This window comes from Leifsonia xyli (assembly GCA_001647635.1).
In the GTDB taxonomy this organism is placed as follows: Bacteria; Actinomycetota; Actinomycetes; order Actinomycetales; family Microbacteriaceae; genus Leifsonia; species Leifsonia xyli_A.
In genome coordinates, this window is the sequence record CP014761.1 from 2,604,342 (window position 1) to 2,625,167 (window position 20,826).

A 20,826-nucleotide genomic window follows, 5' to 3' on the forward strand; every position below is an offset into this window, starting at 1 on the left:
GCGCCGTCAGGACTCGAGGGCGGCGAAGCGCTCGATGTCGGCGGAGGCGCCGGAGACGATGACGAGGTCGTGGTCGGTGACGACGGTGTCGGCCGTCGCGTAGGTGAAGGGGCGGCCTGGCGGCTTGACGCCGACGACCGTGATGTTGTGCTTCGAGCGCACGCCCGACTGGCCGAGGGGCAGGCCGCGGATCGGCTTCGGCGGGTACATCTTGACCAGCGCGAAGTCGTCGTCGAACTCGATGAAGTCGAGCATCCGCCCCGAGACCAGGTGGGCGACGCGCTCGCCGGCCTCCGCCTCCGGGTAGATGACGTGGTTGGCGCCGATCCGCTCCAGGATGGTGCCGTGCGACCGCGAGATCGCCTTCGCCCAGATCTGCGGCACCTTCAGGTCGACGAGGTTGGCCGTGATGAGGACGCTGGACTCGATCGACGACCCGACGGCGACGACGGCGATGGAGAAGTCCTCCGCGCCGATCTGCCGGAGTCCCTCGATGGACCGCGCATCCGCCTGAACCGCGTGCGTCACTCGATCCGCCCACTTCTGCACGAGTCCGGCGTCCGTGTCGATGGCGAGCACCTCGCGCCCGAGCCGGTCGAGCTCCCCGGCGGTCGCCGCACCGAAGCGGCCGAGGCCGATGATGAGGACGGGCGCGTTGTGCTTGATCCGGTCAACCAACGAGCGGCCTCTCCTCGGGGTTCGTGTAGAGCTGCCGGCGCTGGCTCTGCGCCAGGGCGGCGGCGAGTGTCACTGTACCAACGCGTCCGCAGAACATCGTGGCGGCCATGATGTAGATGCCGGCATCCGGGAGCTTGGCGGTCAGACCGGTCGACAGGCCGCAGGTGGCGAAGCCGGAGATGACGTCGAACAGCACGTGATCCAGCGGCGCCTTCGTGATCTGCAGGATGAGGATGGTCGAGACCGCCACGATGGTCGCACCCCACAGGGCGACCGCGACAGACAGCCGCAGCACGTCGATCGGGATGCGGCGGCGGAACGCGTCCATCGAATCCACTCCTCGGGCCTCGGCGAAAGCGGCCAGGAAGAGGACGGCCAGCGTCGTCACCTTGATGCCGCCCGCAGTGGATGCGGACCCGCCGCCGATGAACATGAGCATGTCGGTGACGAGCAGGCTCGACCCGTGCAGGTCGTCGATCGGGATGGTCGAGAAGCCTCCCGATCTGGCCATGGTCGAGAGGAAGAACGACTGGAAGACGGTGTGCCCGGCATCCAGCTGCCCGAACGTCTTCGGGTTGTCGTATTCGAGGATGATGTACAGCGCAGCGCCCGCGACCAGCAGGATCACGGAGGTCAGGAGCGTCAGCTTGACGTGGATGGACCACTTGCGCCGCTTCTTCCGGAGATTGGATGCGATGGCCAGGATGACCGGGAAGCCGATCGCGCCGAGGAACACGCCGACCATCAGCGCCGACAGGAACCAGTAGTCGGTCGCGAAGGCGTCGATGCCCTCGGCGTTGGGCGTGAAGCCGGTGTTCGTGAACGCCATGGCGGAGTAGTAGAACGACTCCCAGGCGGCCGTGCCGACGTCGATGCCGGCGATCAGCATCCGCGGGAAGAGCAGCAGCGCGACGCCCGCCTCGATGACGACCATGCTCAGCGCCACTGTGGTCAGCAGCTTGCCGACCTCGCCCAGCCGGACGGCCTGGCCCTCGGCGACCGGCCCGGCGTGCACGCGCAGCGGGTTGCTGTCGCTGGCGGCCATCAGCTTGGCGCGCAGGCCGAGCTTGCGCGAGACGATCAGGCCCAGGATGGAGGCCATCGTCAGCACGCCGACCGCGCCGATCTGCACGCCGAGATAGACGAGGATGTGCCCGAAGTAGGACCAGTGCGTCGCCATGTCGACCGTCGAGAGCCCGGTGACGCAGATGACCGACATCGCGGTGAACAGCGAGTCCGCGAGCGGCGTCCACGTCCCGTCGGCGGAGGAGATGGGCAGCGAGAACAGCAGCGTGAAGACCAGGATCAGCGCTGCGAACACGACGATCGCGAACCGGGAAGGGCTGCGCGCCGCGAAGCCGTTGACGGCGGCGCGGACCGGTCCGACGGACGCCAGGGTGCCGCCACGGACCGCCCGAGTGGTGCTCATGTCGCGTCCTTCCCGTCGTTTCCTGTTCGGGGGCGGGCTTCGGACATGGTACTGCGCCGGGGGAATGACTAGCCTGGGGAACATGGCCGACATCTTCGACGTGATCGCCGACCCGACGCGGCGCGAGATCCTGCGCGTGCTTCTCGACCGCAGTTCGGATGCGACGCATGCCGCAGGCGATATATCCGTCTCGGAGATCGTGGCGACCCTCGAACTCAGCCAGCCGACCGTGTCCAAGCACCTCAAAGTGCTGCGCGAGGCGGGACTGGTGGCCGTGCGCGAGGAGGGCCAGCACCGCTACTACCGCCTCGACTCCCGCCCCCTGGAGTCGGTCGAGGACTGGATCATTCCGTTCACGGCATCCGACGACGACCTGGAGCTCAGCGTCCGGCTGGCGCAGGAGACTCGCGACTTCGCGAGCTCGGTCGGCAAGGTGCTCGCCGACACCCGGCACCGCGTCTCGTCGGCGACCGAGCGCGTGACGCCGAAGAAGTGGCGCAGGGACTGACCCGTCCGGGTACCATGGCGGTCAGGAAAGGGACACGATGGCACACGATCTGAAGGATGTGCGCTTCTTGACGGTCGCCGAGGTGGCCGACATGATGCGCGTCTCCCGCATGACCGTCTATCGCATGGTCCACGCGGGCGAGCTGCCGGCCATCCGCTTCGGGCGCTCGTTCCGCGTTCCGGAGTCCGCGGTCGAGCACCTGCTGCAGACGGCCGCCGTCCACGAGGGCGGCGTCGCGGACTTGGCGTGACGTCGGGTAGACTGTCACTTCGTGTCGCCGCGCGCCCCGCGGCATGCCCCTGATTCTTTGTGAGGTCCACGTGGGTTCCGTTATCAAGAAGCGTCGCAAGCGTATGGCGAAGAAGAAGCACCGCAAGCTTCTTCGCAAGACGCGCCACCAGCGTCGCAACAAGAAGTAGGCCTCCGGCCTGCAGCTCAAGCGTCGGTCCGATCGGCCCGGCGCTTTTTGCTGTGCTCGGCGGTTGACCTGTCGTGTGCTTAGAGTGGGGACGTGTCCACCGTCTCCGTGACCCTCATCGGCAAACCGGGCTGCCACCTCTGCGACGACGCGAGGGAGGTCATCCGCGGCGTGATCGCCGACCTGCCGGACGGTGAGCCCGAGGTCGGCGTCGAGGAGCGCGACATTTTGCAGGATGCGGAGCTCTACGAGAAGTACGTGGAGGAGATCCCCGTCGTGCTCATCGAGGGCCGAGTCCACACCTACTGGCGCGTGGACCCCACCCGGCTGCGGAGCGCCCTGCTGGACGCTGCCTCCTGACCGCTCAGAAGACGGGCGTGTGCTCGATGTCGGCGTCGCGGCGGCGGTAGTCGTCGAGGAACTGCTTCAGCGGCGCCCGATAGAGCGCCTTGACCAGGTCGCCCGCCTTCGCGCCGTCGCGGTCCTTCGCGGCTGCCGCGATACCCGCCAGCGCGTCGGCGAGGTCGTCGACGCCGAACGGGATCTGCCACGCGGAGATGTAGCGCAGCAGCTGCGGACTGAGCCCCTCGCTCATGGAGACGAGCACGGCGTTGTCGCCGGCGCGCTCCAGTTCGAGGAAGAAGTCGTTGAACGCGTGGCCGAGGCCGGGGAGGTCGCGGGACTTCGCGGCCTTGCGCACCGCCTTCTGCGCCTTGTCGAGCTTCGTCACCACGGCGGTGTCGAGCGTCGGGACGATCGTGCGCGCCGCGTGCTCGTGCAGCAGGCCGGTGGCGTAGATGGCCTCGTCGATCGCCTTGAGGTCGATGGGCGCGACCCGCGTGTAGCGGTTCGGAGCCATCTCGACGAGGCCGATGTCGGCGAGCTTCATCAGGGCCTCGCGGATGGGCGTGCGCGAAACACCGAGCCACGCGGTCAGCTTCTCGTCGAGCAGCGTCTCACCCGGTTCGAGGGTGCCGTCGAGGATGCCGTCGTAGAGACGCGTGTAAACGACGTCGCGCAGCAGCCGGCGCTCGACGGGGGCGGTGTCGTTCGCGGGCAGCGGCATCAGCGGCTCTCCTTCTGGGATGCGGCGAACTCGTCGGCGAGGGTGGCCAGCGCCGCGTCGAACAGCTCGGTGGCGGCACGGCCGGCCTTGTCGGCCTTGCCCGCCGTGGCCGCGTCGACGAGGGCCTTCACGGACGGCCGGGCCTTCTGGAAGGCGGCATCGGACGGGGCGGCGTTGAGCGCACGCTGCACCTCGGGCAGGTGGCGCTTGAGGAGCCGCGCGACGGTGCCGTTGTCGAGGCGCCGGACGAAGACGCCGAGGAAGCCGTCGGCCGACAGCCCGGTGCGCACGACGGCGGCGGCGTCGCCGTCTGCGGCCGTCGCCAGCTCGTTGCGGTCCGCGTCGGTCAGCAGCGGAGTCGCATCCCGGACCACACCGGCGACGAGCACGCCGACGGTGGCGACGAGGTCGCGGAGCCGCTCAGGCTCGATCGGGGTGACGCGCGTGCGGCGCTGCGGGAGGATCTCGACCAGCCCCATCGTGGCGAGCTGATTGAGGGCTTCGCGGACGGGGGTGCGCGAGACACCGACCCATCGCTCGATCTCGGCGTCGTAGAGCTGTTCGCCGGGGAGGAGGTCGCCGTCGACGATCGCGTCGAGGAGGCGCACGAAGACTTCGTCGCGGATGAGCCGCCGGGGGCTGGCGGCTCCGGTCACGGGCACGGGCATAAATGAATGTTACATCCCGGTCGTTCACGTCGGGCGCTGATGTACCGAGTGTCGAAAGCGTGCATCGCATGCACATCCTTCCCCCATCGGGCGCTCAGTCCGGCGGGCGTAGGCTGGTCCAGTGAGATCAGCCCCGACCGCTCGGCGGGAGACTGGCGTGACGGTCCTCGAGGCCGAGACCGCACCCCTCGATGACGTCCGCCAGCTCATCCCCTTCCTCGATTCCCGCACGCCGCTGCTGTGGCTGCGCAAGGGAGAGGGGATGGCCGGCATCGGCGAGGTGCTCCGGCTGGAGTTCACAGGACCCGACCGCATCGAGCAGGCCTCGGCCGCCTGGCGCGAGGTCGCCGCGGCGGCGATCGTCGACGACGCGGTCCGCACACCGGGCACCGGCCTCGTGGCCTTCGGCACGTTCGCGTTCGACGACGAGAGCTCGGCGACCAGCACGCTGATCGTGCCCGAGGTCGTCATCGGGCGTCGCGGCAGCCGCAGCTGGATCACGCGCATCCGCCGAGCCGGCGACACGGCGGAGCCGGTGCTGCCGCGCCCGAGCGCCTTCGGCGACGAGTACCGCCTCAGCCTGCTGCCGGGTCGGCTCGGCGGCGAGGGCTACCGGGCGGCCGTGGCGGCGGCGGTCGAGCGCATCCGCGAGGACGACCTCTCGAAGGTGGTGCTGGCCCGCGACCTGCGCGGCCACCTGCCCGTCGAATCCGATCTGCGGCGCGCGCTCGTCGACCTCGCCCTCGGCTACCCGGACTGCTGGACCTTCGCGGTCGACGGGCTCGTCGGCTCGTCGCCCGAGACGCTCGTGCGCGTGCACCACGGGACGGTCACGGCCCGCGTGCTCGCCGGCACCATCTCGCGTGGAGCGGACGCGGCACGGGATGCGGCCGCGGCGGCCGAGCTCGTCGCCAGCGCCAAAGACCAGGGGGAGCACCGCTACGCCGTCACCAGCGTGATGGATGCGCTGCGCCCGCACAGCGCCGATCTCGCCGCGAGCGACGAGCCGTTCACCCTCAAGCTGCCGAACCTCTGGCACCTGGCCACCGACATCGCCGGAATGCTGAGCGACGGGTCCAGCTCCCTCGACCTCGCCGCGGCGCTGCACCCGACCGCCGCGGTCGCGGGCACTCCGCGCACCGAGGCGCTCGCCCTCATCCGCGAGCTGGAGCCGTTCGACCGCGGCCGCTACGCCGGTCCGGTCGGCTGGGTCGGCGGTGACGGGGACGGCGAGTGGGCGATCGCGCTCCGCTGCGCCCAGGTCGACGCGAACGGCGACCTCACGGCGTACGCGGGAGCGGGCATCGTCGCGGATTCGGATCCCGACCGCGAACTCGCCGAGACCACGATGAAGTTCCGGCCGATCGTGGAGGCGTTCGGCTAGTCAGGACTCCGCGAGACGGCGCAGCTGCTCCTGCACGTCGTAGTCGGGCTTCGGCCATTCCAGGTTGAGGTCGGACAGGGCCCGGATGAGCAGCTGCTGCACCGCCGCGCGGGCGTACCACTTCTTGTCGGCGGGCACCACGAACCACGGCGCGTAGGCCGACGTGGTCCGATCGAGCGCCACCTGGTACGCCTCCTGGTAGTCGTCCCAGAGCAGGCGCTCGTCGACGTCGGCCGGGTTGAACTTCCAGTATTTGTCGGGGCGCTCCAGCCGCGAGGCGAGACGCTTCTTCTGCTCGTCCTTGCCGAGGTGGAGCATCACCTTGATCACCGTGGTGCCGGACTGCGCCAGCTCCTTCTCGAAGGCGTTGATCGCGCCGTAGCGGCGTTCCAGCTCCTCCGGCGGGGCCAGCTGGCGGACCCGGCCGATGAGGACATCCTCGTAGTGCGACCGGTCGAACACGCCGACCTGGCCCGCCGCGGGCACCTCCCGCCACACACGCCAGAGGAAGTCGTGCGCGAGCTCCTCCGGGGCCGGCTTGCCGAATCCCGCGTAGTGCACGCCGCCCGGGTTCATCGAGCCGATGACGTGGGACACGATGCCGCCCTTGCCCGCGGTGTCCATGGCCTGCAGGACGAGCAGGACGGAACGCGGCTCGCCCTCCCTCCCGCAGGCGAACAGCAGTTCCTGAAGATCGGCCAGCCGTGCGGCGTCCTGCGCGAGAACCCTCTCGCCGTCCTTCTTGTCCCCACGGAACCCGGGCGTCGCGTCCGTCGGCTGGTCGGCCAGCCGGAAGCCTGGCGTGACCCGCAGCAAGTCGTAGGGATCGTCGGTCCAGTTCGTGTCGTCGCCCATCGCCGCCTCCTCGTCGCCGGGACGCCCATGGTAGACCCGTCGCGACCGCTGTGGCCCGGCCGAAAATGCCCGCTAGCCGAGCGCACCTGCGCCGCACTACGGTGTGCGCGATGAGAGGGGCCTCTAATGGACACGTTCTGGAGTGTGTTTCTGTACACCTTCTGGATCTTCGCGTTCGTCGCGTTCCTGATGCTGCTGTTCCTGGTGCTGGTGGACCTGTTCCGCGACCCGTCGCTGAACGGCTGGTGGAAGGCGCTGTGGGTGATCTTCCTGGTGTTCTTCCCCGTGCTCGCGGTGCTCGTCTACCTGATCGCGCGCGGGCGCGGGATGGCGGAGCGGAACATGGCGCGCAACGCGACGGTGCCCGAGGACGACAGCTGGGGCCAGAACCCGACGCCTTCCGCGACGCCGGCTTCCGACATCCAGCAGGCGCAGACGCTGCTCGACCAGGGGGTCATCAGCAAGGGCGAGTTCGACGCGTTGCGCGCGAAGGCGCTGGGGCAGCGGTTCTGAGCGTTCGGCGTGCGTTCGGGGCCCTGACTGCAACGGTCCGACGCCGCAGCCTAAGCTGGTGGGGTGAGTAAGGCCGACCTCAGCAAGCAGCCCGCCCAGGTCGCCGCCATGTTCGACCAGGTGTCGACGCGCTACGACCGGACCAACGCCGTCCTGTCGGTGGGCAATGCGGCGCTGTGGCGCGTGGCGACGACCCGTGCCGTCGACCCGCGCGCCGGCGAGACGATCCTCGACGTGGCGGCCGGAACGGGCACGTCGAGCGCGTCGCTCGCCCGCAACGGCGCCTCGGTCGTCGCCGCCGACTTCTCCGAGGGGATGATCGAGGTCGGTCGGCAGCGTCAGGCGGACAACCCGTTCGTCCGGTTCGTCCAGGCCGACGCCACGGCGTTGCCGTTCGAGGACGACTCGTTCGACGCCGTGACGATCTCGTTCGGCCTCCGCAACATCGTCGACCCGAAGAAGGCGCTCGCCGAGTTCTACCGCGTGGTCAAGCCCGGCGGCCGCGTCGTCGTGTGCGAGTTCTCCCAGCCTCCTCTCTCGCCGGTTCGTGCCGGGTACTCGGCGTACCTCAAGTACGGGATGCCCGTGCTCGCGCGCGTGGCCAGCTCGAACCCGGCTGCGTACGAGTACTTGATGGAGTCGATCCAGGCCTGGCCCGACCAGCGCGCGCTCGCGGCCTGGCTGCGTGAGGCGGGCTTCGAGCGCGTGGCGTACCGCAACCTGACGGCCGGCATCGTGGCGCTGCACCGCGGCTTCAAGCCGGAGCGTCCGGTCGTGGTGGAGGAGACCCCCGCGAAGCCGAAGGCGGCCGCGAAGCCGAAGCCCAAGGCCGCACCCAAGGCGCCCGCCGCGAAGCCCACGCCGGCTGCAAAGCCCGCTCCCGCCGCGAAGCCGAAGGCCGCGCCGAAGCCGAAGCCGAAGCCGAAGGCCGACCCGGCATCCGGCGCGTCCGCCGGTTCCGAATCCTCTGCGTCCACCGTCCCGTCCGAGGGGGAGTAGTGCCACGAAGTGTCCCGGCCGTGCGGCGTCCGTCGCTGACCGGCCAACTGGGCTTCACCGAGCGGATCTTCGTCCGCGGTGAGGACCGCGAGCTGGCCAACGCCGTCGACGACGGCCTCGCGCTCGTCGAGGAGGGCCTGCACCGCGAGATGCACTTCGCGGACGGCCTCGCCGACGTCACGGCGCGCTACCTGCTGGAGGCCGGCGGCAAGCGCGTCCGACCCATGCTCACCCTCCTCGCGGCCCAGCTGGGCGACGGGACGAACGCCAACGTGATCCAGGCCGCGGAAGCCGTCGAGATCACCCATCTCGCATCGCTCTACCACGACGACGTCATGGACGACTCGCAGATGCGCCGCGGGGTCCCGAGCGCGCAGTTCGTCTGGGGCAACTCGGTGGCCGTGCTCACCGGCGACCTGCTGTTCGCCCGCGCGAGCAAGCTCGTCTCCGCGCTGGGCGAGCGCGCCATCCAGCTCCAGGCCGACACGTTCGAGCGGCTGTGCCTCGGCCAGCTGCACGAGACCATCGGCCCGCAGGACGGCGAGGACCCGATCGAGCACTACATCCAGGTGCTCGCGGACAAGACCGGCTCCCTCATCGCCGTGGCGGCCCAGATGGGCGTCGTGTTCTCGAACGCCCCCAGCGCCTACGAGCAGCCCGTCGTCGTGTTCGGCGAGAAGATCGGCGTCGCCTTCCAGCTCATCGACGACGTGATCGACCTCTCCGGCCAGGGCGTCGCCGAGACCGGGAAGACCCCGGGCAACGACCTCCGTGCCGGTGTCGCCACCCTCCCGGTGCTGCGACTCCGCGAGCGGGCCGCATCCGACCCGGAAGCCGCCGCCCTGTTGGAGCGCCTCGAGCGCGACGTGATCGGCTCGGCCGAGGACGGCGAGGTCACCCCCGCCGCCATGGACGCGATCGCCGCGCTGCGCGAGCACGACGTGACGCGCCAGACGCTGGAGGAGGCGCACCGCTGGGCCCGCGAGGCGGTTGAGGCGCTGGAGCCCCTGCCGGACGGCCCGGTGAAGAAGGCCCTCGTCCGCTTTGCGGACACCATCGTCGAGCGCTCCAGCTGAGCCGTACGGAACACCAGAAGGAATCAACGAATGACCAAACTGCGACTGGCCATCGTCGGCGCCGGCCCGGCGGGCATCTACGCCGCCGACATCCTGCTGAAGGCCGAGCGCGGCTTCGACGTCTCGATCGACCTGTTCGAGCAGCTGCCGGCGCCCTACGGCCTGGTCCGCTACGGCGTCGCCCCGGACCACCCGCGCATCAAGGGCATCATCACGGCGCTCCGCGAGGTGCTCGACCGCGGTGACATCCGCATCTTCGGCAACGTGGAGTACGGCAAGGACATCACGCTCGACGACCTCAAGCGTCATTACAACGCCGTCATCTTCGCCACCGGCGCCGTCCGCGACGCCGACCTCGAGATCCCCGGCATCGAGCTCCACGGCTCGTACGGCGCCGCCGACTTCGTCAGCTGGTTCGACGGCCACCCGGATGTGCCGCGCACCTGGCCGTTGGAGGCCAAGTCGGTGGCCGTGATCGGCAACGGCAACGTCGCCCTCGACATCTCGCGGATGCTGGCCAAGCACGCCGACGACCTGCTGCCGACCGAGATCCCGGACAACGTCTACGAGGGTCTCAAGAACTCGCCCGTGACCGACGTGCACGTGTTCGGCCGCCGCGGGCCGGCCCAGGTGAAGTTCACCCCGCTGGAGCTGCGCGAGCTCGGCGAGCTGCGCGACGTCGACATGATCCTGTACGACGAGGACTTCGACTACGACGAGCAGTCCAAGGCCGCGATCGCGAGCAACAAGCAGGTCATGGTCATCGACCGCGTCCTGCAGCAGTGGCGGCAGCGCGAGGTCGGGAGCGCCTCCCGCCGCCTGCACCTGCATTTCTACGCCAAGCCCTTGGAGGTCGTCGGCGACGACCACGGCAACGTTCGCGCGTTCCGGTACGAGCGCACCGAGCCGGACGGCGAGGGCGGCGTGCGCGGGACCGGCGAGATCCGCGAGCTTGAGATCGACGCGATCTACCGCGCCGTCGGCTACTTCGGCTCGCCGCTGCCCGGCATCCCGTTCGACCGCAAACACGGCGTCATCCCGAACCACGAGGGCCAGGTGCTGCGCAAGGGCGACAACGAGCGCATGTACGGCGTGTACGCGACCGGGTGGATCAAGCGCGGTCCGGTCGGACTCATCGGTCACACGAAGTCGGATGCGATGGAGACGATCAAGCATGTGATCAACGATCAGGGCAACTGGTGGTCTCCCGCCGACCCCTCCGAGGAATCTGTGGAGAACCTGCTGCGCGACCGGGGTGTGGAATACACGAACCTCGACGGCTGGCACAACCTCGACGCGCACGAGCAGTCGCTCGGCGCCGAGCAGGGTCGTGCACGCATCAAGGTGGTGCCGCGCGACGAGATGGTCCGCGTCTCCAACGGGGTCCCCGCCGTCGACTGACGGGACCGTACCGCGATCGCCCCGCGCCTGGCACGCTGTAGGGATGACGACGACGCACGGATGGCGCCCCGACATCCTCGGAGAGCCGTTCGAGCAGCTGACGCTGCCGCTGGGAGAGGACGCCGAGGGGGAGGTCGTCGCCACCCTGGTCCGCTACTCGCCGCCCCCGCGCCTCCAGCTGCACCGCGGTCCCGCCGCGGACACCGACGTCCTCTACGTGCACGGCTGGTCGGACTACTTCTTCCAGACCGAGCTGGCGCGGTTCTGGCACGACCAGGGCGCGCGGTTCCATGCGCTCGACCTGCGCAAGTACGGCCGCAGCCTGCGTGAGGGGCAGACCCCCGGGTTCGTCGACGACCTCGCGATCTACGACGACGACATCGCCGCGGCCCTCGACGCGATGGGTCACGGGGAGGACGCGCGCGGGCACCGCCGCCTCATCCTGCTCGGCCACTCCACCGGCGGCCTGACGCTGAGCCTGTGGGCCGACCGGCACCCCGGGCGAGCGGAGGCGCTCATCCTGAACAGCCCGTGGCTGGAGTTCCAGGCGCGTTCGGCCGGCCGGGCGGCGCTCACCCCGCTGGTCGACCTCCGCGCCCGCATCGACCCCAAGGCGCCGATGCCGAACGTCGACCTCGGTTTCTACACGCGGACCGTCTCGCGCACGCTCGACGGGGAGTGGGACTACGACCTGGCGTGGCGTCCGGTGCGCGGCTTCCGCGTCCACCCGGCCTGGCTGACCGCGGTGCTCGCCGGGCACGCCCGCGTCGCCGCCGGCCTGCACATCGACGCGCCCGTGCTCACGCTGCTCTCGGCGCGGTCGACGCTGTTGCCGTATTGGACGCCCGACATGCTGAAGTCGGACGTCGTCTTAGTCGTGCGCGACATCGCCGAGCGAGCGCTGGGGCTCGCCCCTACGGTCACGGTGTCGTGGGTCCAGGATGCGCTCCACGACGTGTTCCTGTCGGCGCCACCGGTCCGCCGCGCGGCGTACGCGGCGGTGGAGCGGTGGATGCGCGGCTACCTCAGCGGAAGTTGACGAACTGCACCGCGACGTCGAGGTCGGCGTTCTTGAGCAGCGCCATGGTCGCCTGCAGGTCGTCCCGGCTCTTCGAGCTGACCCGGAGTTCGTCGCCCTGGATCTGCGACTTGACGCTCTTGGGCGCCTCATCGCGGATCAGCTTGTTGATCTTCTTGGCGGCATCCTGCTCGATGCCGTTCTTGAGCCCGACCTCGATGCGGAACTCCTTGCCCGACGGGTAGGGGGCGCCGGTGTCGAGCGACTTGAGCGTGATGCCGCGCTTGATGAACTTGGACTCCAGCACCTCGAGCACGGCCTTGACGCGCTCCTCGGTGTTGGCCTTGAGCAGAACCTTCTCGCCGCTCCACTCGACCGACGCTCCGACGTTCTTGAAGTCGTAGCGCTGGTCCACCTCCTTGCGGGCCTGGTTGACGGCGTTGTCCGCCTCCATCTTGTCGACCTTGCTGACGACGTCGAACGAGGAGTCTGCCATGGTTCCGTCCTTCCCGAGTTGCGTGCGTCCAGTCTACGAGGGACGCACGCGGAGCGAGCCGGGGCCGGGAGGCTCCCGCTCGACCCGTCTTGCGCCCGGTCGCAGGATGCGTCAGGCTTAGGCAAGCCTTACCTGAGTCAGGAGACCCGCATGGCCGACCCCATCCCCTTCTCGCAGGCACTGAGGGAGCGCACGCGCGGCGTCCACCAAGAGAGCGAGGGCGCGGTCTTCATGCAGGACCTCATGTCCGGCAACGGTTCGCGTGACGACTACATCGCCCTGCTCTCGCAGCACTACTTCATTTACGAGGCGCTGGAGGAGGCGGCCGATCGCATGGGGGCGGACCCCGTGGCGTCGCTGTTCATCACCCCGGCGCTGACACGCCTGCCGGCGATCGAGGCCGACCTGGAATTCTTGAACGGCGAGGACTGGCGGGAGCGGATCGCCCCGCTGCCATCCACCGTCCGCTACACCGCCCGCATCCGGGAGATCGGGAGCACGTGGCCCGGCGGGTTCGTGGCCCACCACTACACGCGCTACCTCGGCGACCTGTCCGGCGGCCAGATCATCCGCACATTGCTGCAGCGCGCGTACGGCTTCGAGACGAACGGGGTGGGTTTCTACCTCTTTGCGGACATCGCGAAGCCGAAGCTGTTCAAGGACACCTACCGCTCTCAGCTCGACGCCGTCGACTGGACGGAGGAGGAGCGCGACCGCGTGATCGACGAGGTCGGGCTGGCGTTCCGCTTCAACACGGAGCTGTTCGACGACCTCGCGGTCGCGAAGGCCGCCGCCTGAGTCAGGCCGGGCGACTTACGCCGTCTGCGCCAGCTCTTCGTAGTAGGTGACGTGGCAGCCGTCGCCGCTGCACTCGACGCAGACGGTGATCTCCTCGAAGTGCTGCATCGGGTCGGCTCCCGTGCCGTCGCACCGTTCGCAAATCTCCAACGTTCTCATGCCCACGATTGTGCGCTCGACCTCCGACATCGGCCGCAGGCGCGCCGGGGTGTCGCGAGCGCACAGCATCCACTCGGCCGTTCTGCCCAGAGCAGAACCGCCGGAACCCGCAGGCGCGGAATCGCCCGCTTCGACATAGGCTTGCCGCATGCTTCTGCGGCACGCGATCGGCTCGGTGCTCCGCCGGATCAGGACGGAGCGGGGGACGACGCTGCGCGAGCTCTCGGAGCACTCGCGGGTGTCAGTGCCCTACCTCTCGGAGATCGAGCGTGGCCGCAAGGAGGCGTCGTCCGAGATCCTGGCGGCGCTGTGCCGGGTGCTGGGCGTCACCGAGGGGGAGCTGCTGACCCGCGTCGCGGCCGAGTTCGCGGGCGGCCAGGTGCTCAGCCTGGTGCCGGAGGATGTGGGCGTCCGGACGACCGCCGAGCTGCAGCCCGGGGTCGCGGTCGCCGCCGGCCAGAAGCCCGGTGTGGTGGCTCTCGCGGCCTGACCGGACTGTCCGGCTCCCCGTGCGGAGGCTGGGCGCCGGCTGATTTCGTGTGCGGGCGCGCGTACGGCTATTCTTGTCTGGCGCCTTCGGTCACGAGAACACTGGTGGTCGGGAGCGCCTCGGCGAGTTACCCAAGCGGCCAAAGGGATCTGACTGTAAATCAGCTGTCTACGACTTCGGGGGTTCGAATCCCTCACTCGCCACCACGAAGCAAAGGGACTCAGCCGGATCGGGCTGGGTCCCTTTCTCGTTGCTACGAGGAGTCAGCGGCGGACCATGTCCAAGAACGCTTCGGCCAACGCGTTGAGGAACGCGGCGACCCTCGTCGCCTGCAACCGCCAGTATTGGCTCATGGTCGCAGCATAGTGGGGGGCGCGGTTCACGGTCCTCCACTGAGAGAGCAGTAGAAGTACGAGTCGCCGTTCCGCACCGCGATCCCGATGGGCAGGGTGAATCCGGGTGGGGCGTAGATCGTGCCGCCGCCGATGGTGCGCCCGCGCGGAACCATCCCCGCGAGATCCGCGGCGCGCGCTTCGCTGTGCACGTTCCCGCAGCTGAAGTCGCGATCGTCGTACTGGACCACCGTCGGCACGGCGCTGGGCCACCAGTCGGACGTCGCGCGGTGCACCTGGTAGAAGAAGGTGCCCACGGCCACCAGCAGGAGCGCAAAGACCGCCACCGCGGGGACGAGCCACCACCGACGCCGCATGGGGTCAGGGTAACGCCTCGTCCACGGGACACCGGACCGTGACAGGCTTGACCTCATGACCTCCCCCGTCGAACTGCTCGAGATCGCCGCCACTGTCGCCCGCCGGGCCGCCGCCTTCGCGTTGCAGCGGAGGCAGGATGGGGTCGAGATCGCCGCATCCAAGTCGTCGCTGAGCGACATCGTCACGCGGGCCGATCGCGAGACCGAGCAGCTGATCCGGGATGCGCTGGCCGCCGCGCGTCCGCTCGACGGGTTCCTGGGGGAGGAGTCGGGCGACAGCAGCAGCCGGAGCGGGCTGACCTGGGTGGTCGACCCGATCGATGGGACCGTCAACTACTTCTACGGCATCCCGGCGTGGGCGGTGAGTATCGCAGTCGTCGAAGGGGACCCGGATCCGGCGACCTGGCGGACTCTGGCGGGCGCGGTCGTCAACCCGGTGCTGAAGGAGACGTACACCGCGGCGCGCGGTGGCGGCGCACGGCTGAACGGCGCGCCCATCCACGTCAACGAGGGTGTCGACCTCCCGCTCGCGCTGGTCGGCACGGGCTTCGGGTACGACGCCGAGGTCCGCCGGCGGCAGGCGTCCTTCGTGCAGGAGCTCATTCCGCAGGTACGCGACATCCGCCGGATCGGCGCCGCGTCCCTCGATCTCTGCTCGGTCGCGGCCGGGCGGCTGGACGCGTACTTCGAGCGTGGGCTCAACCCCTGGGATCACGCCGCGGGCGCGCTGATCGCGGAAGAGGCGGGCGCGCGCGTGGCCGGGATCGACGGAGGCCCGGCGGACCGCCGCCTGCTGGTGGCGGCCGCGCCGGGCCTCTTCGACGAGCTGCACCCCCGCGCCGAGCGCTTCTACGCCGGCTGGGAGTGACCGGGGTTCAGACGAGCCAGACGGCGGTGTCCTGCGGGAGCATGCCCTCGGAGAGCTCGCCGCTCGCGAGCACGATCTCGCCGTTCGGGATCGCGACCGGTGTCGTGCCGAAGTTGACCACAACGGTGACCGCGCCGGTCCGGAAGGCGAGCGTGTCGCCGCCGAGGTCGATCCACGCGGGAGCGCCGAACGCCAGGTCGTGGCGGCGGCGGAGCGCGAGCGCATCCTGGTACATGGTCAGGGTCGAGCCGGCGACGCCCTGCTGCGGGGTCCGCGTGTACTCGGCCCAGACCGCGGGCTGCGGCAGCCAGCTCGCCGGGGAGGGACCGAAGCCGTACGACGCCTCGTCGCCCTCCCACGGGATCGGGACGCGGCAGCCGTCGCGGCCGTAGCGCTCGCCGTTCGTGCGGAACCACGTCGGGTCCTGACGGGCCTCGTCGGGCAGGTCGATCGCCTCGGGAAGGCCGAGCTCCTCGCCCTGGTACAGGTACGCCGAGCCGGGCAGCGCGAGCATGAGCGCCGTCGCCGCACGGGCGCGCCGGAGGGCGAACGCCGGGTCGGGCAGGCCCTTCGTCTTCGGGCCGATGCCGTGGCCCTGCAGGTTCTCGCCCTGCAGCGCCAGCCGGGTCGCGTGGCGCACGACGTCGTGGTTGGAGAGCACCCAGGTGCTCGGCGCGCCGACACTGCTGAACGCCGCGATGGAGCGGTCGATCACGCTGTGCAGCGCGTCCGCGTCCCACGGGGTTTCGAGGTACGCGAAGTTGAACGTCTGCTGCATCTCGTCGGGACGCACCCAGCGGGCCAGCTTCTCCAGCGGCTCCACCCAGGCCTCGCCGCACAGGACGCGGTCGCCCTCGTACTCGTCCAGGACCTTGTGCCAGTCGCGGTAGATCTCGTGGACGCCGTCCTGCGCGAAGTACGGCGGGGTCGGCGGGTCGAGCTCGGCGTGAGCGTGGATCTCCGGCTCCAGTGGGATGCCGCCCGTCTCGAGGGTCGGGGCCGTGCCGCCCATGCTGCCCATGCCGGTGGGCGGGGTGTAGTCGGGGAGGCCGGCTTCCTTGACCATGCCGTGTGCGACATCCACGCGGAAGCCGTCGACGCCGCGGTCGAGCCAGAAGCGCAGGACGCCGCGGAACTGCTCCCAGACCCACGGGTTCTCCCAGTCGAAGTCGGGCTGCGACTTGTCGAACAGGTGGAGGTACCACTGGCCCGGGGTGCCGTCCGGCTCGGCCACGCGGGTCCACGCCCGGCCGCCGAAGATCGACTCCCAGTTGTTGGGGGCAGCTCCCCGTTCTCGCCTTTGCCGTCGCGGAAGATGTACCGCGCCCGCTCGGGACTTCCCGGGGCGGCGGCCAGCGCCTCCTGGAACCACACGTGATCGCTCGAGGAGTGGTTCGGGACGATATCGATGATGACGCGAAGGCCCAGGCTGTGCGCCTCGGCGAGCATCGCGTCGAAGTCGGCGAGGGTGCCGAAGCGCGGGTCGACGTCGCGGTAGTCGGCCACGTCGTAGCCGGCGTCGTGCTGGGGCGAGCGATAGAAGGGGGACAGCCAGACGGCGTCCACGCCCAGGTCGCGGAGGGCGCCGAGCCGGCTGGTGATGCCGGGGAGGTCGCCCATCCCGTCGCCGTCGGAGTCGGCGAAGGAACGCGGGTAGACCTGGTAGATCACGGCGGAGCGCCACCACTCGCGGCCGGGGCCGAAGGGATGAGCGCGCTTTCGGGGTTCGTTGCTGCGGAGATGGTGGTCACCTCGTGTTCGTGTGGTTGGGGTGGGGGGTCAGGGGTGGACGGCGGTGCTGGACCGCACGATCAGGTCGGCGGGCGCGACGTGGCTCACCGGGTCGGGACGGGCGGCGGGGCCGCCCCTGCGGGACGCGTCGAGGGCGGCGAGCAGGAGGTCGGCCGCGCGCTCGCCCTGGGCGACGGGATGCTGCGCCACGGTGCTCAGCCCGAAGAACTCCGCCAGGGGGTGGTCGTCGATGCCGATGACCGACACGTCGCGCGGGACGTTCAGCCCGAGGTCCCGTGCGGCGAGGATGGCGCCGATCGCCATCTCGTCGGACGCCGCGAAGATCGCGGTCGGGCGCTCGTGCGGCGTGCCGAGGAGCTGCTTCGCGGCCTCGTATCCGCCGGGCAGGGTGAAGTCGGCGGCGCGGTGCAGGCGCTCGTCCACCGGGATGCCTGCCTCGGTGAGCGCCTGCTCGTAGCCGAGGCGGCGGCTGGTCGGGATGTGGAAGTCGAGGTCGAACTCGTGGGAGGCGCCGATGTGCGCGATGTGGCGGTGACCGAGGGAGAGCAGGTGGTCGGTCGCGAGATGGGCGACCGCGACGTCGTCGATCCGGAGGGTGCTGACGCCGGGCAGCGGACCGCCGACCCCGACGAGCGGCTTGCCGAGCGCGAGCAGGCGGGAGACCTCCTGCTCAGCGAGTTCGAGGGAGACCGCGAACACTGCGTCCACCCGGTTCCGGAGCAGGTGGTGCTCGAAGACGCGCTGCCGCTCGTCGCCGTCGCCGCTCAGGTTGTAGAGGGTGAGGTCGTACCCGCGACGGAGGAGGACGCGCTCGGCGCCCTCGATGACGGACGTGAAGAACCAGCGGTTGAGGTGCGGCACCACGGCGCCGATGTTGCGCGTCCGGCCGGAGGCCAGGCTGGAGGCGTTCGAGGACACCACATAGCCGAGGTCGGTCGCCGCCTGGACGACGCGGGCACGGGTGGTCTGCGAGACCGGGCCGTTGCCGCTGAGCGCGCGCGACACCGTTGCGGTGGACACGCCGGCGAGGCGGGCGACGTCATCGATGCCGGGCATCCCACCTCCTGATCGGTTCCGGTTCGCCGTGCGGTGGAAGCGCTTGCGTCCGCCGGTGCGCGGGTGTGACCGTGCACACGGCGAGTATAGCGAGGGGAGTGGAAGCGTTTGCACTACCCCCATGCGGGGTTACGCAGGCTCAGCGCCAGTGGCTCGGGCGGTCGAGCATCTCGGGCAGGCCCGTGCGGGAGTCGCCGACGGCGGCATTCACCTGCGGCTGGGTGAGGTAGATCGCCTCTCGCAGGTCGGCGCCGTCCAGGCGCGCGTCGCGCAGGTCGGCGCCGATCAGTTCCGCGCGGGAGAGGTCGGCATCGCGGAGATCCGCGGCGATGAGCAGGGCGCCGCGCAGCTCGGCCCCGCGCAGGTCGGCCCGGCGGAGGTCCGCGCCGAGCAGGTCGGCGCCGGGGCGGATGCGGGAGCGCGCGACCCGGGTGGGTCCCGAGCCGATCGGCCCGGCCTCGCGGGTGAGGCGCGCGGCATCTCGGAGGAGGAGCGCGGCGGGATCGCGAAGGTTGTCGACGTCCGCTTCCCGGATGACGTCGGGAGACGCGTCGGCGAGGGCGCGGACCTCGGAGCGGATGCGGCGAAGCGCCGGGTGGAGGGATGCGGCAGGCGCGAGCGCCAGGGCGTCCTCGAGATACCAGAGGAGTTCGTGGAGCTGGCGCATGATCGGGAACACCGCGAACATGTCGGCGCGCACGTCGGCGTCGTGCCAGGTGGCGCCGTCGAACGTGCCCTGCGTGCTGTGCTGGCCGGCGCCGAAGCAGTCGAACACCGTGCAGCCCTTGAAGCCGCGCTCGCGGAGCTCGGGGTGGATGCGGCAGCGGTAGCCGGCGTCGAGGTTGACGCACGGGTCGCCGGCGGCCTTGTCGAACGCGAAGTCGGCGGACCGGGCGAACGCGAGGGCGACGCAGCAGAGGCCGACGCAACGGGAGCAGTCCGCGCGGAGATCGCGGCGGGAGTCGCTGCGGGCGTCGTCGGTGGTGCGCATCTGTCCACAGTACGGGCAGCCTGCAACCTTTCCACATCTTCAGGCGCAACAGGAATAGCGCCGGGACGCCCGCGTTAGCGTGGAAGAACAGACGGAAATGAAGGAGACAGACGCATGACCGCACCTCGCCGCACCATCGGTTCCTCCGACCTGGAGGTCTTCCCCCTGTCGCTCGGAGGCAATGTCTTCGGCTGGACGGCCGACAAGCAGACCTCGTTCGACGTCCTCGACGGCTACACCGGCGCAGGCGGCAATTTCGTCGACACGGCGGATGGCTACTCGGCGTGGGTCCCGGGCAACACCGGCGGCGACTCGGAGCGCATCCTCGGCGAGTGGTTCGACGCGCGCGGCAACCGCGACCAGGTGGTCCTCGCCACCAAGGTGAGCCAGCATCCCGACTTCAAGGGCCTCGCGGCCGACAACATTCGCCGCGCCGCCGACGCCTCGCTCGAGCGCCTGCAGTCCGAGTACATCGACCTGTACTACGCGCACTTCGACGACGAGTCGGTTCCGCTGGAAGAGACGGTCGCCGCGCTGTCCGGCCTCGTCGACGCGGGCAAGGTCCGCTACATCGGCATCTCGAACTACTCGCCCGAGCGCATCGAGGAGTGGTTCCGCATCACCGAGCGCGAGGGCCTGCACCGCGCCGTCGCGCTGCAGCCGCACTACAACCTGGTGGAGCGCGCCTACGAGACCACATACCGTCCGATCGCCGAGCGCGAGGGCCTCGGCGTCATGCCGTACTTCGCGCTCGCGGCGGGTTTCCTGACCGGCAAGTACCGCGACGGCGTGACCGTCGACAGCGCCCGCGCTGGGGGAGCCGCGAAGTACCTCGACGAGACCGGCCGCTCCGTGCTCGCCGCCCTCGACGAGGTCGCGGCCGCCCACGACGCGTCCGTCGCATCCGTCGCTCTCGCCTGGCTCGCCGCGCAGCCGACCATCACCGCGCCGATCGCCAGCGCCCGCACCACGGACCAGCTGCCCGACCTGCTGGCCTCCGTCTCGCTGGAGCTGACCTCCGACGAGCTCGCCGCCCTCGACGGCGCCTCGGAGCAGGCCAAGGCAGCCTGACCCGGTGGTTCGGAGCAGGCCGTCGCAGATGGTATCCTCGTACGGTTGCCGAAAAGCGACGGCCTCTCCGGCCGGCTTCGGCTGCGCCCCCTTAGCTCATTGGTAGAGCACTTCCTTGGTAAGGAAGAGGTAGTGGGTCCGATTCCCACAGGGGGCTCCGTCTCCCCGCCGCGCGGCGCACCGCACCGCACGACGGAGGGATGCCACGGCGGGGTAGCTCAGGTGGTTAGAGCACACGGCTCATAATCGTGGTGTCGCGGGTTCGAGTCCCGCCCTCGCTACAACAGTTGAAAACACTGGAAACGGCGGTCCTCATCGGATCGCCGTTTCGTCGTTCTCCCGGTTTCGGAGCGCCTGGCACGAAATGTCGCGTCACCAGGGATCGCTCCGATCGGGCGCGGCTCGAATCAGCGCCGGTCTCTC

Annotated in this window: 23 protein-coding genes, 3 tRNA genes and 1 pseudogene; 16 read left to right on the forward strand and 11 right to left on the reverse strand. The window is 70.0% G+C overall.

What is annotated here, in order from left to right:
- Nucleotides 1-6: 6 nt before the first annotated feature.
- Both A0130_12865 and A0130_12870 read right to left on the reverse strand, forming a co-directional pair.
- Nucleotides 7-678 (reverse strand): potassium transporter, encoded by a 672-nt coding sequence (locus A0130_12865; protein ID ANF32446.1) that lies wholly within the window; start codon nt 676-678, stop codon nt 7-9.
- A complete protein-coding gene (locus A0130_12870; protein ANF32447.1) occupies nt 671-2,107 on the reverse strand; it encodes a potassium transporter Trk in 1,437 nt (478 codons plus the stop codon). Before A0130_12870 ends, A0130_12865 begins: the two co-directional genes overlap by 8 nt.
- An 82-nt stretch (nt 2,108-2,189) precedes the next feature.
- On the opposite strand from A0130_12870, the gene A0130_12875 reads away from it, so the two are divergent.
- From A0130_12875 to A0130_12885, 3 genes are all read left to right on the forward strand, one after another.
- Complete coding sequence (locus tag A0130_12875; protein ANF32448.1) at nt 2,190-2,615, forward strand: transcriptional regulator; 426 nt, start codon at nt 2,190-2,192, stop codon at nt 2,613-2,615.
- A gap of 37 nt (nt 2,616-2,652) precedes the next feature.
- Entirely contained in the window at nt 2,653-2,865 is a 213-nt protein-coding gene (locus tag A0130_12880) for an AlpA family transcriptional regulator (protein ID ANF32449.1), read from the forward strand.
- 261 nt (nt 2,866-3,126) lie between these two features.
- Nucleotides 3,127-3,393 (forward strand): thioredoxin, encoded by a 267-nt coding sequence (locus tag A0130_12885; GenBank protein ID ANF32450.1) that lies wholly within the window; start codon nt 3,127-3,129, stop codon nt 3,391-3,393.
- Nucleotides 3,394-3,397: 4 nt separating this feature from the next.
- On the opposite strand, the gene A0130_12890 is transcribed toward A0130_12885, so the two are convergent.
- Both A0130_12890 and A0130_12895 read right to left on the reverse strand, forming a co-directional pair.
- Complete coding sequence (locus A0130_12890) at nt 3,398-4,099, reverse strand: GntR family transcriptional regulator (GenBank protein ANF32451.1); 702 nt, start codon at nt 4,097-4,099, stop codon at nt 3,398-3,400.
- Nucleotides 4,099-4,767, reverse strand: a complete 669-nt coding sequence (locus tag A0130_12895; GenBank protein ID ANF32452.1) for a GntR family transcriptional regulator — start codon at nt 4,765-4,767, stop codon at nt 4,099-4,101. The genes A0130_12890 and A0130_12895 overlap by 1 nt, the downstream gene beginning before the upstream one ends.
- A 157-nt stretch (nt 4,768-4,924) precedes the next feature.
- Here A0130_12895 and A0130_12900 point away from each other — a divergent pair, with 157 nt between their 5' ends.
- A complete protein-coding gene (locus A0130_12900) occupies nt 4,925-6,151 on the forward strand; it encodes an isochorismate synthase (protein ID ANF32453.1) in 1,227 nt (408 codons plus the stop codon).
- Here A0130_12900 and A0130_12905 read toward each other — a convergent pair whose 3' ends face one another.
- Nucleotides 6,152-7,006, reverse strand: a complete 855-nt coding sequence (locus A0130_12905; protein ID ANF32454.1) for a phosphate--nucleotide phosphotransferase — start codon at nt 7,004-7,006, stop codon at nt 6,152-6,154. It abuts the gene before it with no gap.
- Nucleotides 7,007-7,132: 126 nt separating this feature from the next.
- Between A0130_12905 and A0130_12910 the strand changes: the two genes are divergently transcribed.
- From A0130_12910 to A0130_12930, 5 genes are all read left to right on the forward strand, one after another.
- The gene (locus A0130_12910) at nt 7,133-7,519 is read left to right on the forward strand and encodes a hypothetical protein (protein ANF32455.1); all 387 of its coding nucleotides are present in this window, start codon (nt 7,133-7,135) and stop codon (nt 7,517-7,519) included.
- Between the two features lie 63 nt (nt 7,520-7,582).
- Complete coding sequence (locus tag A0130_12915; GenBank protein ANF32456.1) at nt 7,583-8,518, forward strand: bifunctional demethylmenaquinone methyltransferase/2-methoxy-6-polyprenyl-1,4-benzoquinol methylase; 936 nt, start codon at nt 7,583-7,585, stop codon at nt 8,516-8,518.
- Between the two features lie 20 nt (nt 8,519-8,538).
- Nucleotides 8,539-9,594 carry a geranylgeranyl pyrophosphate synthase gene (locus A0130_12920; protein ANF32457.1) on the forward strand — a complete coding sequence of 352 codons (1,056 nt, stop codon included), beginning with the start codon at nt 8,539-8,541 and terminating at the stop codon, nt 9,592-9,594.
- A gap of 30 nt (nt 9,595-9,624) precedes the next feature.
- On the forward strand, nt 9,625-10,995 hold the full coding sequence (locus A0130_12925) for a pyridine nucleotide-disulfide oxidoreductase (GenBank protein ID ANF32458.1): 1,371 nt from the start codon (nt 9,625-9,627) through the stop codon (nt 10,993-10,995).
- Nucleotides 10,996-11,038: 43 nt separating this feature from the next.
- The gene (locus A0130_12930; protein ANF32459.1) at nt 11,039-12,034 is read left to right on the forward strand and encodes an alpha/beta hydrolase; all 996 of its coding nucleotides are present in this window, start codon (nt 11,039-11,041) and stop codon (nt 12,032-12,034) included.
- Here A0130_12930 and A0130_12935 read toward each other — a convergent pair.
- Nucleotides 12,021-12,509 carry a YajQ family cyclic di-GMP-binding protein gene (locus A0130_12935; protein ANF32460.1) on the reverse strand — a complete coding sequence of 163 codons (489 nt, stop codon included), beginning with the start codon at nt 12,507-12,509 and terminating at the stop codon, nt 12,021-12,023. The genes A0130_12930 and A0130_12935 overlap by 14 nt on opposite strands.
- A gap of 150 nt (nt 12,510-12,659) precedes the next feature.
- Between A0130_12935 and A0130_12940 the strand changes: the two genes are divergently transcribed.
- Nucleotides 12,660-13,307: a heme oxygenase gene (locus A0130_12940; GenBank protein ANF32461.1), complete on the forward strand. Its 648-nt coding sequence runs from the start codon at nt 12,660-12,662 to the stop codon at nt 13,305-13,307.
- A gap of 15 nt (nt 13,308-13,322) precedes the next feature.
- Here A0130_12940 and A0130_12945 read toward each other — a convergent pair whose 3' ends face one another.
- Nucleotides 13,323-13,535, reverse strand: a complete 213-nt coding sequence (locus tag A0130_12945; GenBank protein ANF32462.1) for a hypothetical protein — start codon at nt 13,533-13,535, stop codon at nt 13,323-13,325.
- 79 nt (nt 13,536-13,614) lie between these two features.
- Between A0130_12945 and A0130_12950 the strand changes: the two genes are divergently transcribed.
- Both A0130_12950 and A0130_12955 read left to right on the forward strand, forming a co-directional pair.
- On the forward strand, nt 13,615-13,956 hold the full coding sequence (locus tag A0130_12950) for a transcriptional regulator (GenBank protein ID ANF32463.1): 342 nt from the start codon (nt 13,615-13,617) through the stop codon (nt 13,954-13,956).
- A 121-nt stretch (nt 13,957-14,077) separates the two neighbouring features.
- Nucleotides 14,078-14,162: transfer RNA gene (locus tag A0130_12955), tRNA-Tyr, on the forward strand.
- A 173-nt stretch (nt 14,163-14,335) separates the two neighbouring features.
- Here A0130_12955 and A0130_12960 read toward each other — a convergent pair.
- Nucleotides 14,336-14,665 (reverse strand): hypothetical protein, encoded by a 330-nt coding sequence (locus A0130_12960; GenBank protein ANF32464.1) that lies wholly within the window; start codon nt 14,663-14,665, stop codon nt 14,336-14,338.
- Nucleotides 14,666-14,720: 55 nt separating this feature from the next.
- Here A0130_12960 and A0130_12965 point away from each other — a divergent pair, with 55 nt between their 5' ends.
- Nucleotides 14,721-15,533: an inositol monophosphatase gene (locus A0130_12965; GenBank protein ANF32465.1), complete on the forward strand. Its 813-nt coding sequence runs from the start codon at nt 14,721-14,723 to the stop codon at nt 15,531-15,533.
- Between the two features lie 7 nt (nt 15,534-15,540).
- On the opposite strand, the pseudogene A0130_12970 reads toward A0130_12965, so the two are convergent.
- The 3 genes and pseudogenes from A0130_12970 to A0130_12980 all read right to left on the reverse strand — a co-directional run bounded on the left by A0130_12970 (nt 15,541) and on the right by A0130_12980 (nt 19,332).
- Nucleotides 15,541-17,284 (reverse strand): annotated as a pseudogene (locus A0130_12970) (alpha-amylase).
- Between the two features lie 28 nt (nt 17,285-17,312).
- Complete coding sequence (locus A0130_12975) at nt 17,313-18,341, reverse strand: LacI family transcriptional regulator (protein ANF32466.1); 1,029 nt, start codon at nt 18,339-18,341, stop codon at nt 17,313-17,315.
- Nucleotides 18,342-18,480: 139 nt separating this feature from the next.
- A complete protein-coding gene (locus A0130_12980) occupies nt 18,481-19,332 on the reverse strand; it encodes a hypothetical protein (protein ID ANF32467.1) in 852 nt (283 codons plus the stop codon).
- 114 nt (nt 19,333-19,446) lie between these two features.
- Between A0130_12980 and A0130_12985 the strand changes: the two genes are divergently transcribed.
- The 3 genes from A0130_12985 to A0130_12995 all read left to right on the forward strand — a co-directional run bounded on the left by A0130_12985 (nt 19,447) and on the right by A0130_12995 (nt 20,687).
- Nucleotides 19,447-20,403, forward strand: a complete 957-nt coding sequence (locus A0130_12985; protein ANF32468.1) for an alcohol dehydrogenase — start codon at nt 19,447-19,449, stop codon at nt 20,401-20,403.
- A gap of 85 nt (nt 20,404-20,488) precedes the next feature.
- Nucleotides 20,489-20,563: transfer RNA gene (locus tag A0130_12990), tRNA-Thr, on the forward strand.
- Between the two features lie 47 nt (nt 20,564-20,610).
- Nucleotides 20,611-20,687 (forward strand) — tRNA-Met (locus tag A0130_12995).
- Nucleotides 20,688-20,826 lie beyond the last annotated feature (139 nt).

Coding starts and splice junctions, on each gene's coding strand:
- A0130_12905 (ANF32454.1), bottom strand. CDS start 7,006: ATGGGCGACGACACGAACTGGACCGACGATCCCTACGACTTGCTGCGG.
- A0130_12930 (ANF32459.1), top strand. CDS start 11,039: ATGACGACGACGCACGGATGGCGCCCCGACATCCTCGGAGAGCCGTTC.
- A0130_12890 (ANF32451.1), bottom strand. CDS start 4,099: ATGCCGCTGCCCGCGAACGACACCGCCCCCGTCGAGCGCCGGCTGCTG.
- A0130_12980 (ANF32467.1), bottom strand. CDS start 19,332: ATGCGCACCACCGACGACGCCCGCAGCGACTCCCGCCGCGATCTCCGC.
- A0130_12985 (ANF32468.1), top strand. CDS start 19,447: ATGACCGCACCTCGCCGCACCATCGGTTCCTCCGACCTGGAGGTCTTC.
- A0130_12935 (ANF32460.1), bottom strand. CDS start 12,509: ATGGCAGACTCCTCGTTCGACGTCGTCAGCAAGGTCGACAAGATGGAG.
- A0130_12925 (ANF32458.1), top strand. CDS start 9,625: ATGACCAAACTGCGACTGGCCATCGTCGGCGCCGGCCCGGCGGGCATC.
- A0130_12965 (ANF32465.1), top strand. CDS start 14,721: ATGACCTCCCCCGTCGAACTGCTCGAGATCGCCGCCACTGTCGCCCGC.
- A0130_12950 (ANF32463.1), top strand. CDS start 13,615: ATGCTTCTGCGGCACGCGATCGGCTCGGTGCTCCGCCGGATCAGGACG.
- A0130_12940 (ANF32461.1), top strand. CDS start 12,660: ATGGCCGACCCCATCCCCTTCTCGCAGGCACTGAGGGAGCGCACGCGC.
- A0130_12945 (ANF32462.1), bottom strand. CDS start 13,535: ATGCTGTGCGCTCGCGACACCCCGGCGCGCCTGCGGCCGATGTCGGAG.
- A0130_12875 (ANF32448.1), top strand. CDS start 2,190: ATGGCCGACATCTTCGACGTGATCGCCGACCCGACGCGGCGCGAGATC.
- A0130_12910 (ANF32455.1), top strand. CDS start 7,133: ATGGACACGTTCTGGAGTGTGTTTCTGTACACCTTCTGGATCTTCGCG.
- A0130_12975 (ANF32466.1), bottom strand. CDS start 18,341: ATGCCCGGCATCGATGACGTCGCCCGCCTCGCCGGCGTGTCCACCGCA.
- A0130_12870 (ANF32447.1), bottom strand. CDS start 2,107: ATGAGCACCACTCGGGCGGTCCGTGGCGGCACCCTGGCGTCCGTCGGA.
- A0130_12895 (ANF32452.1), bottom strand. CDS start 4,767: ATGCCCGTGCCCGTGACCGGAGCCGCCAGCCCCCGGCGGCTCATCCGC.
- A0130_12880 (ANF32449.1), top strand. CDS start 2,653: ATGGCACACGATCTGAAGGATGTGCGCTTCTTGACGGTCGCCGAGGTG.
- A0130_12960 (ANF32464.1), bottom strand. CDS start 14,665: ATGCGGCGTCGGTGGTGGCTCGTCCCCGCGGTGGCGGTCTTTGCGCTC.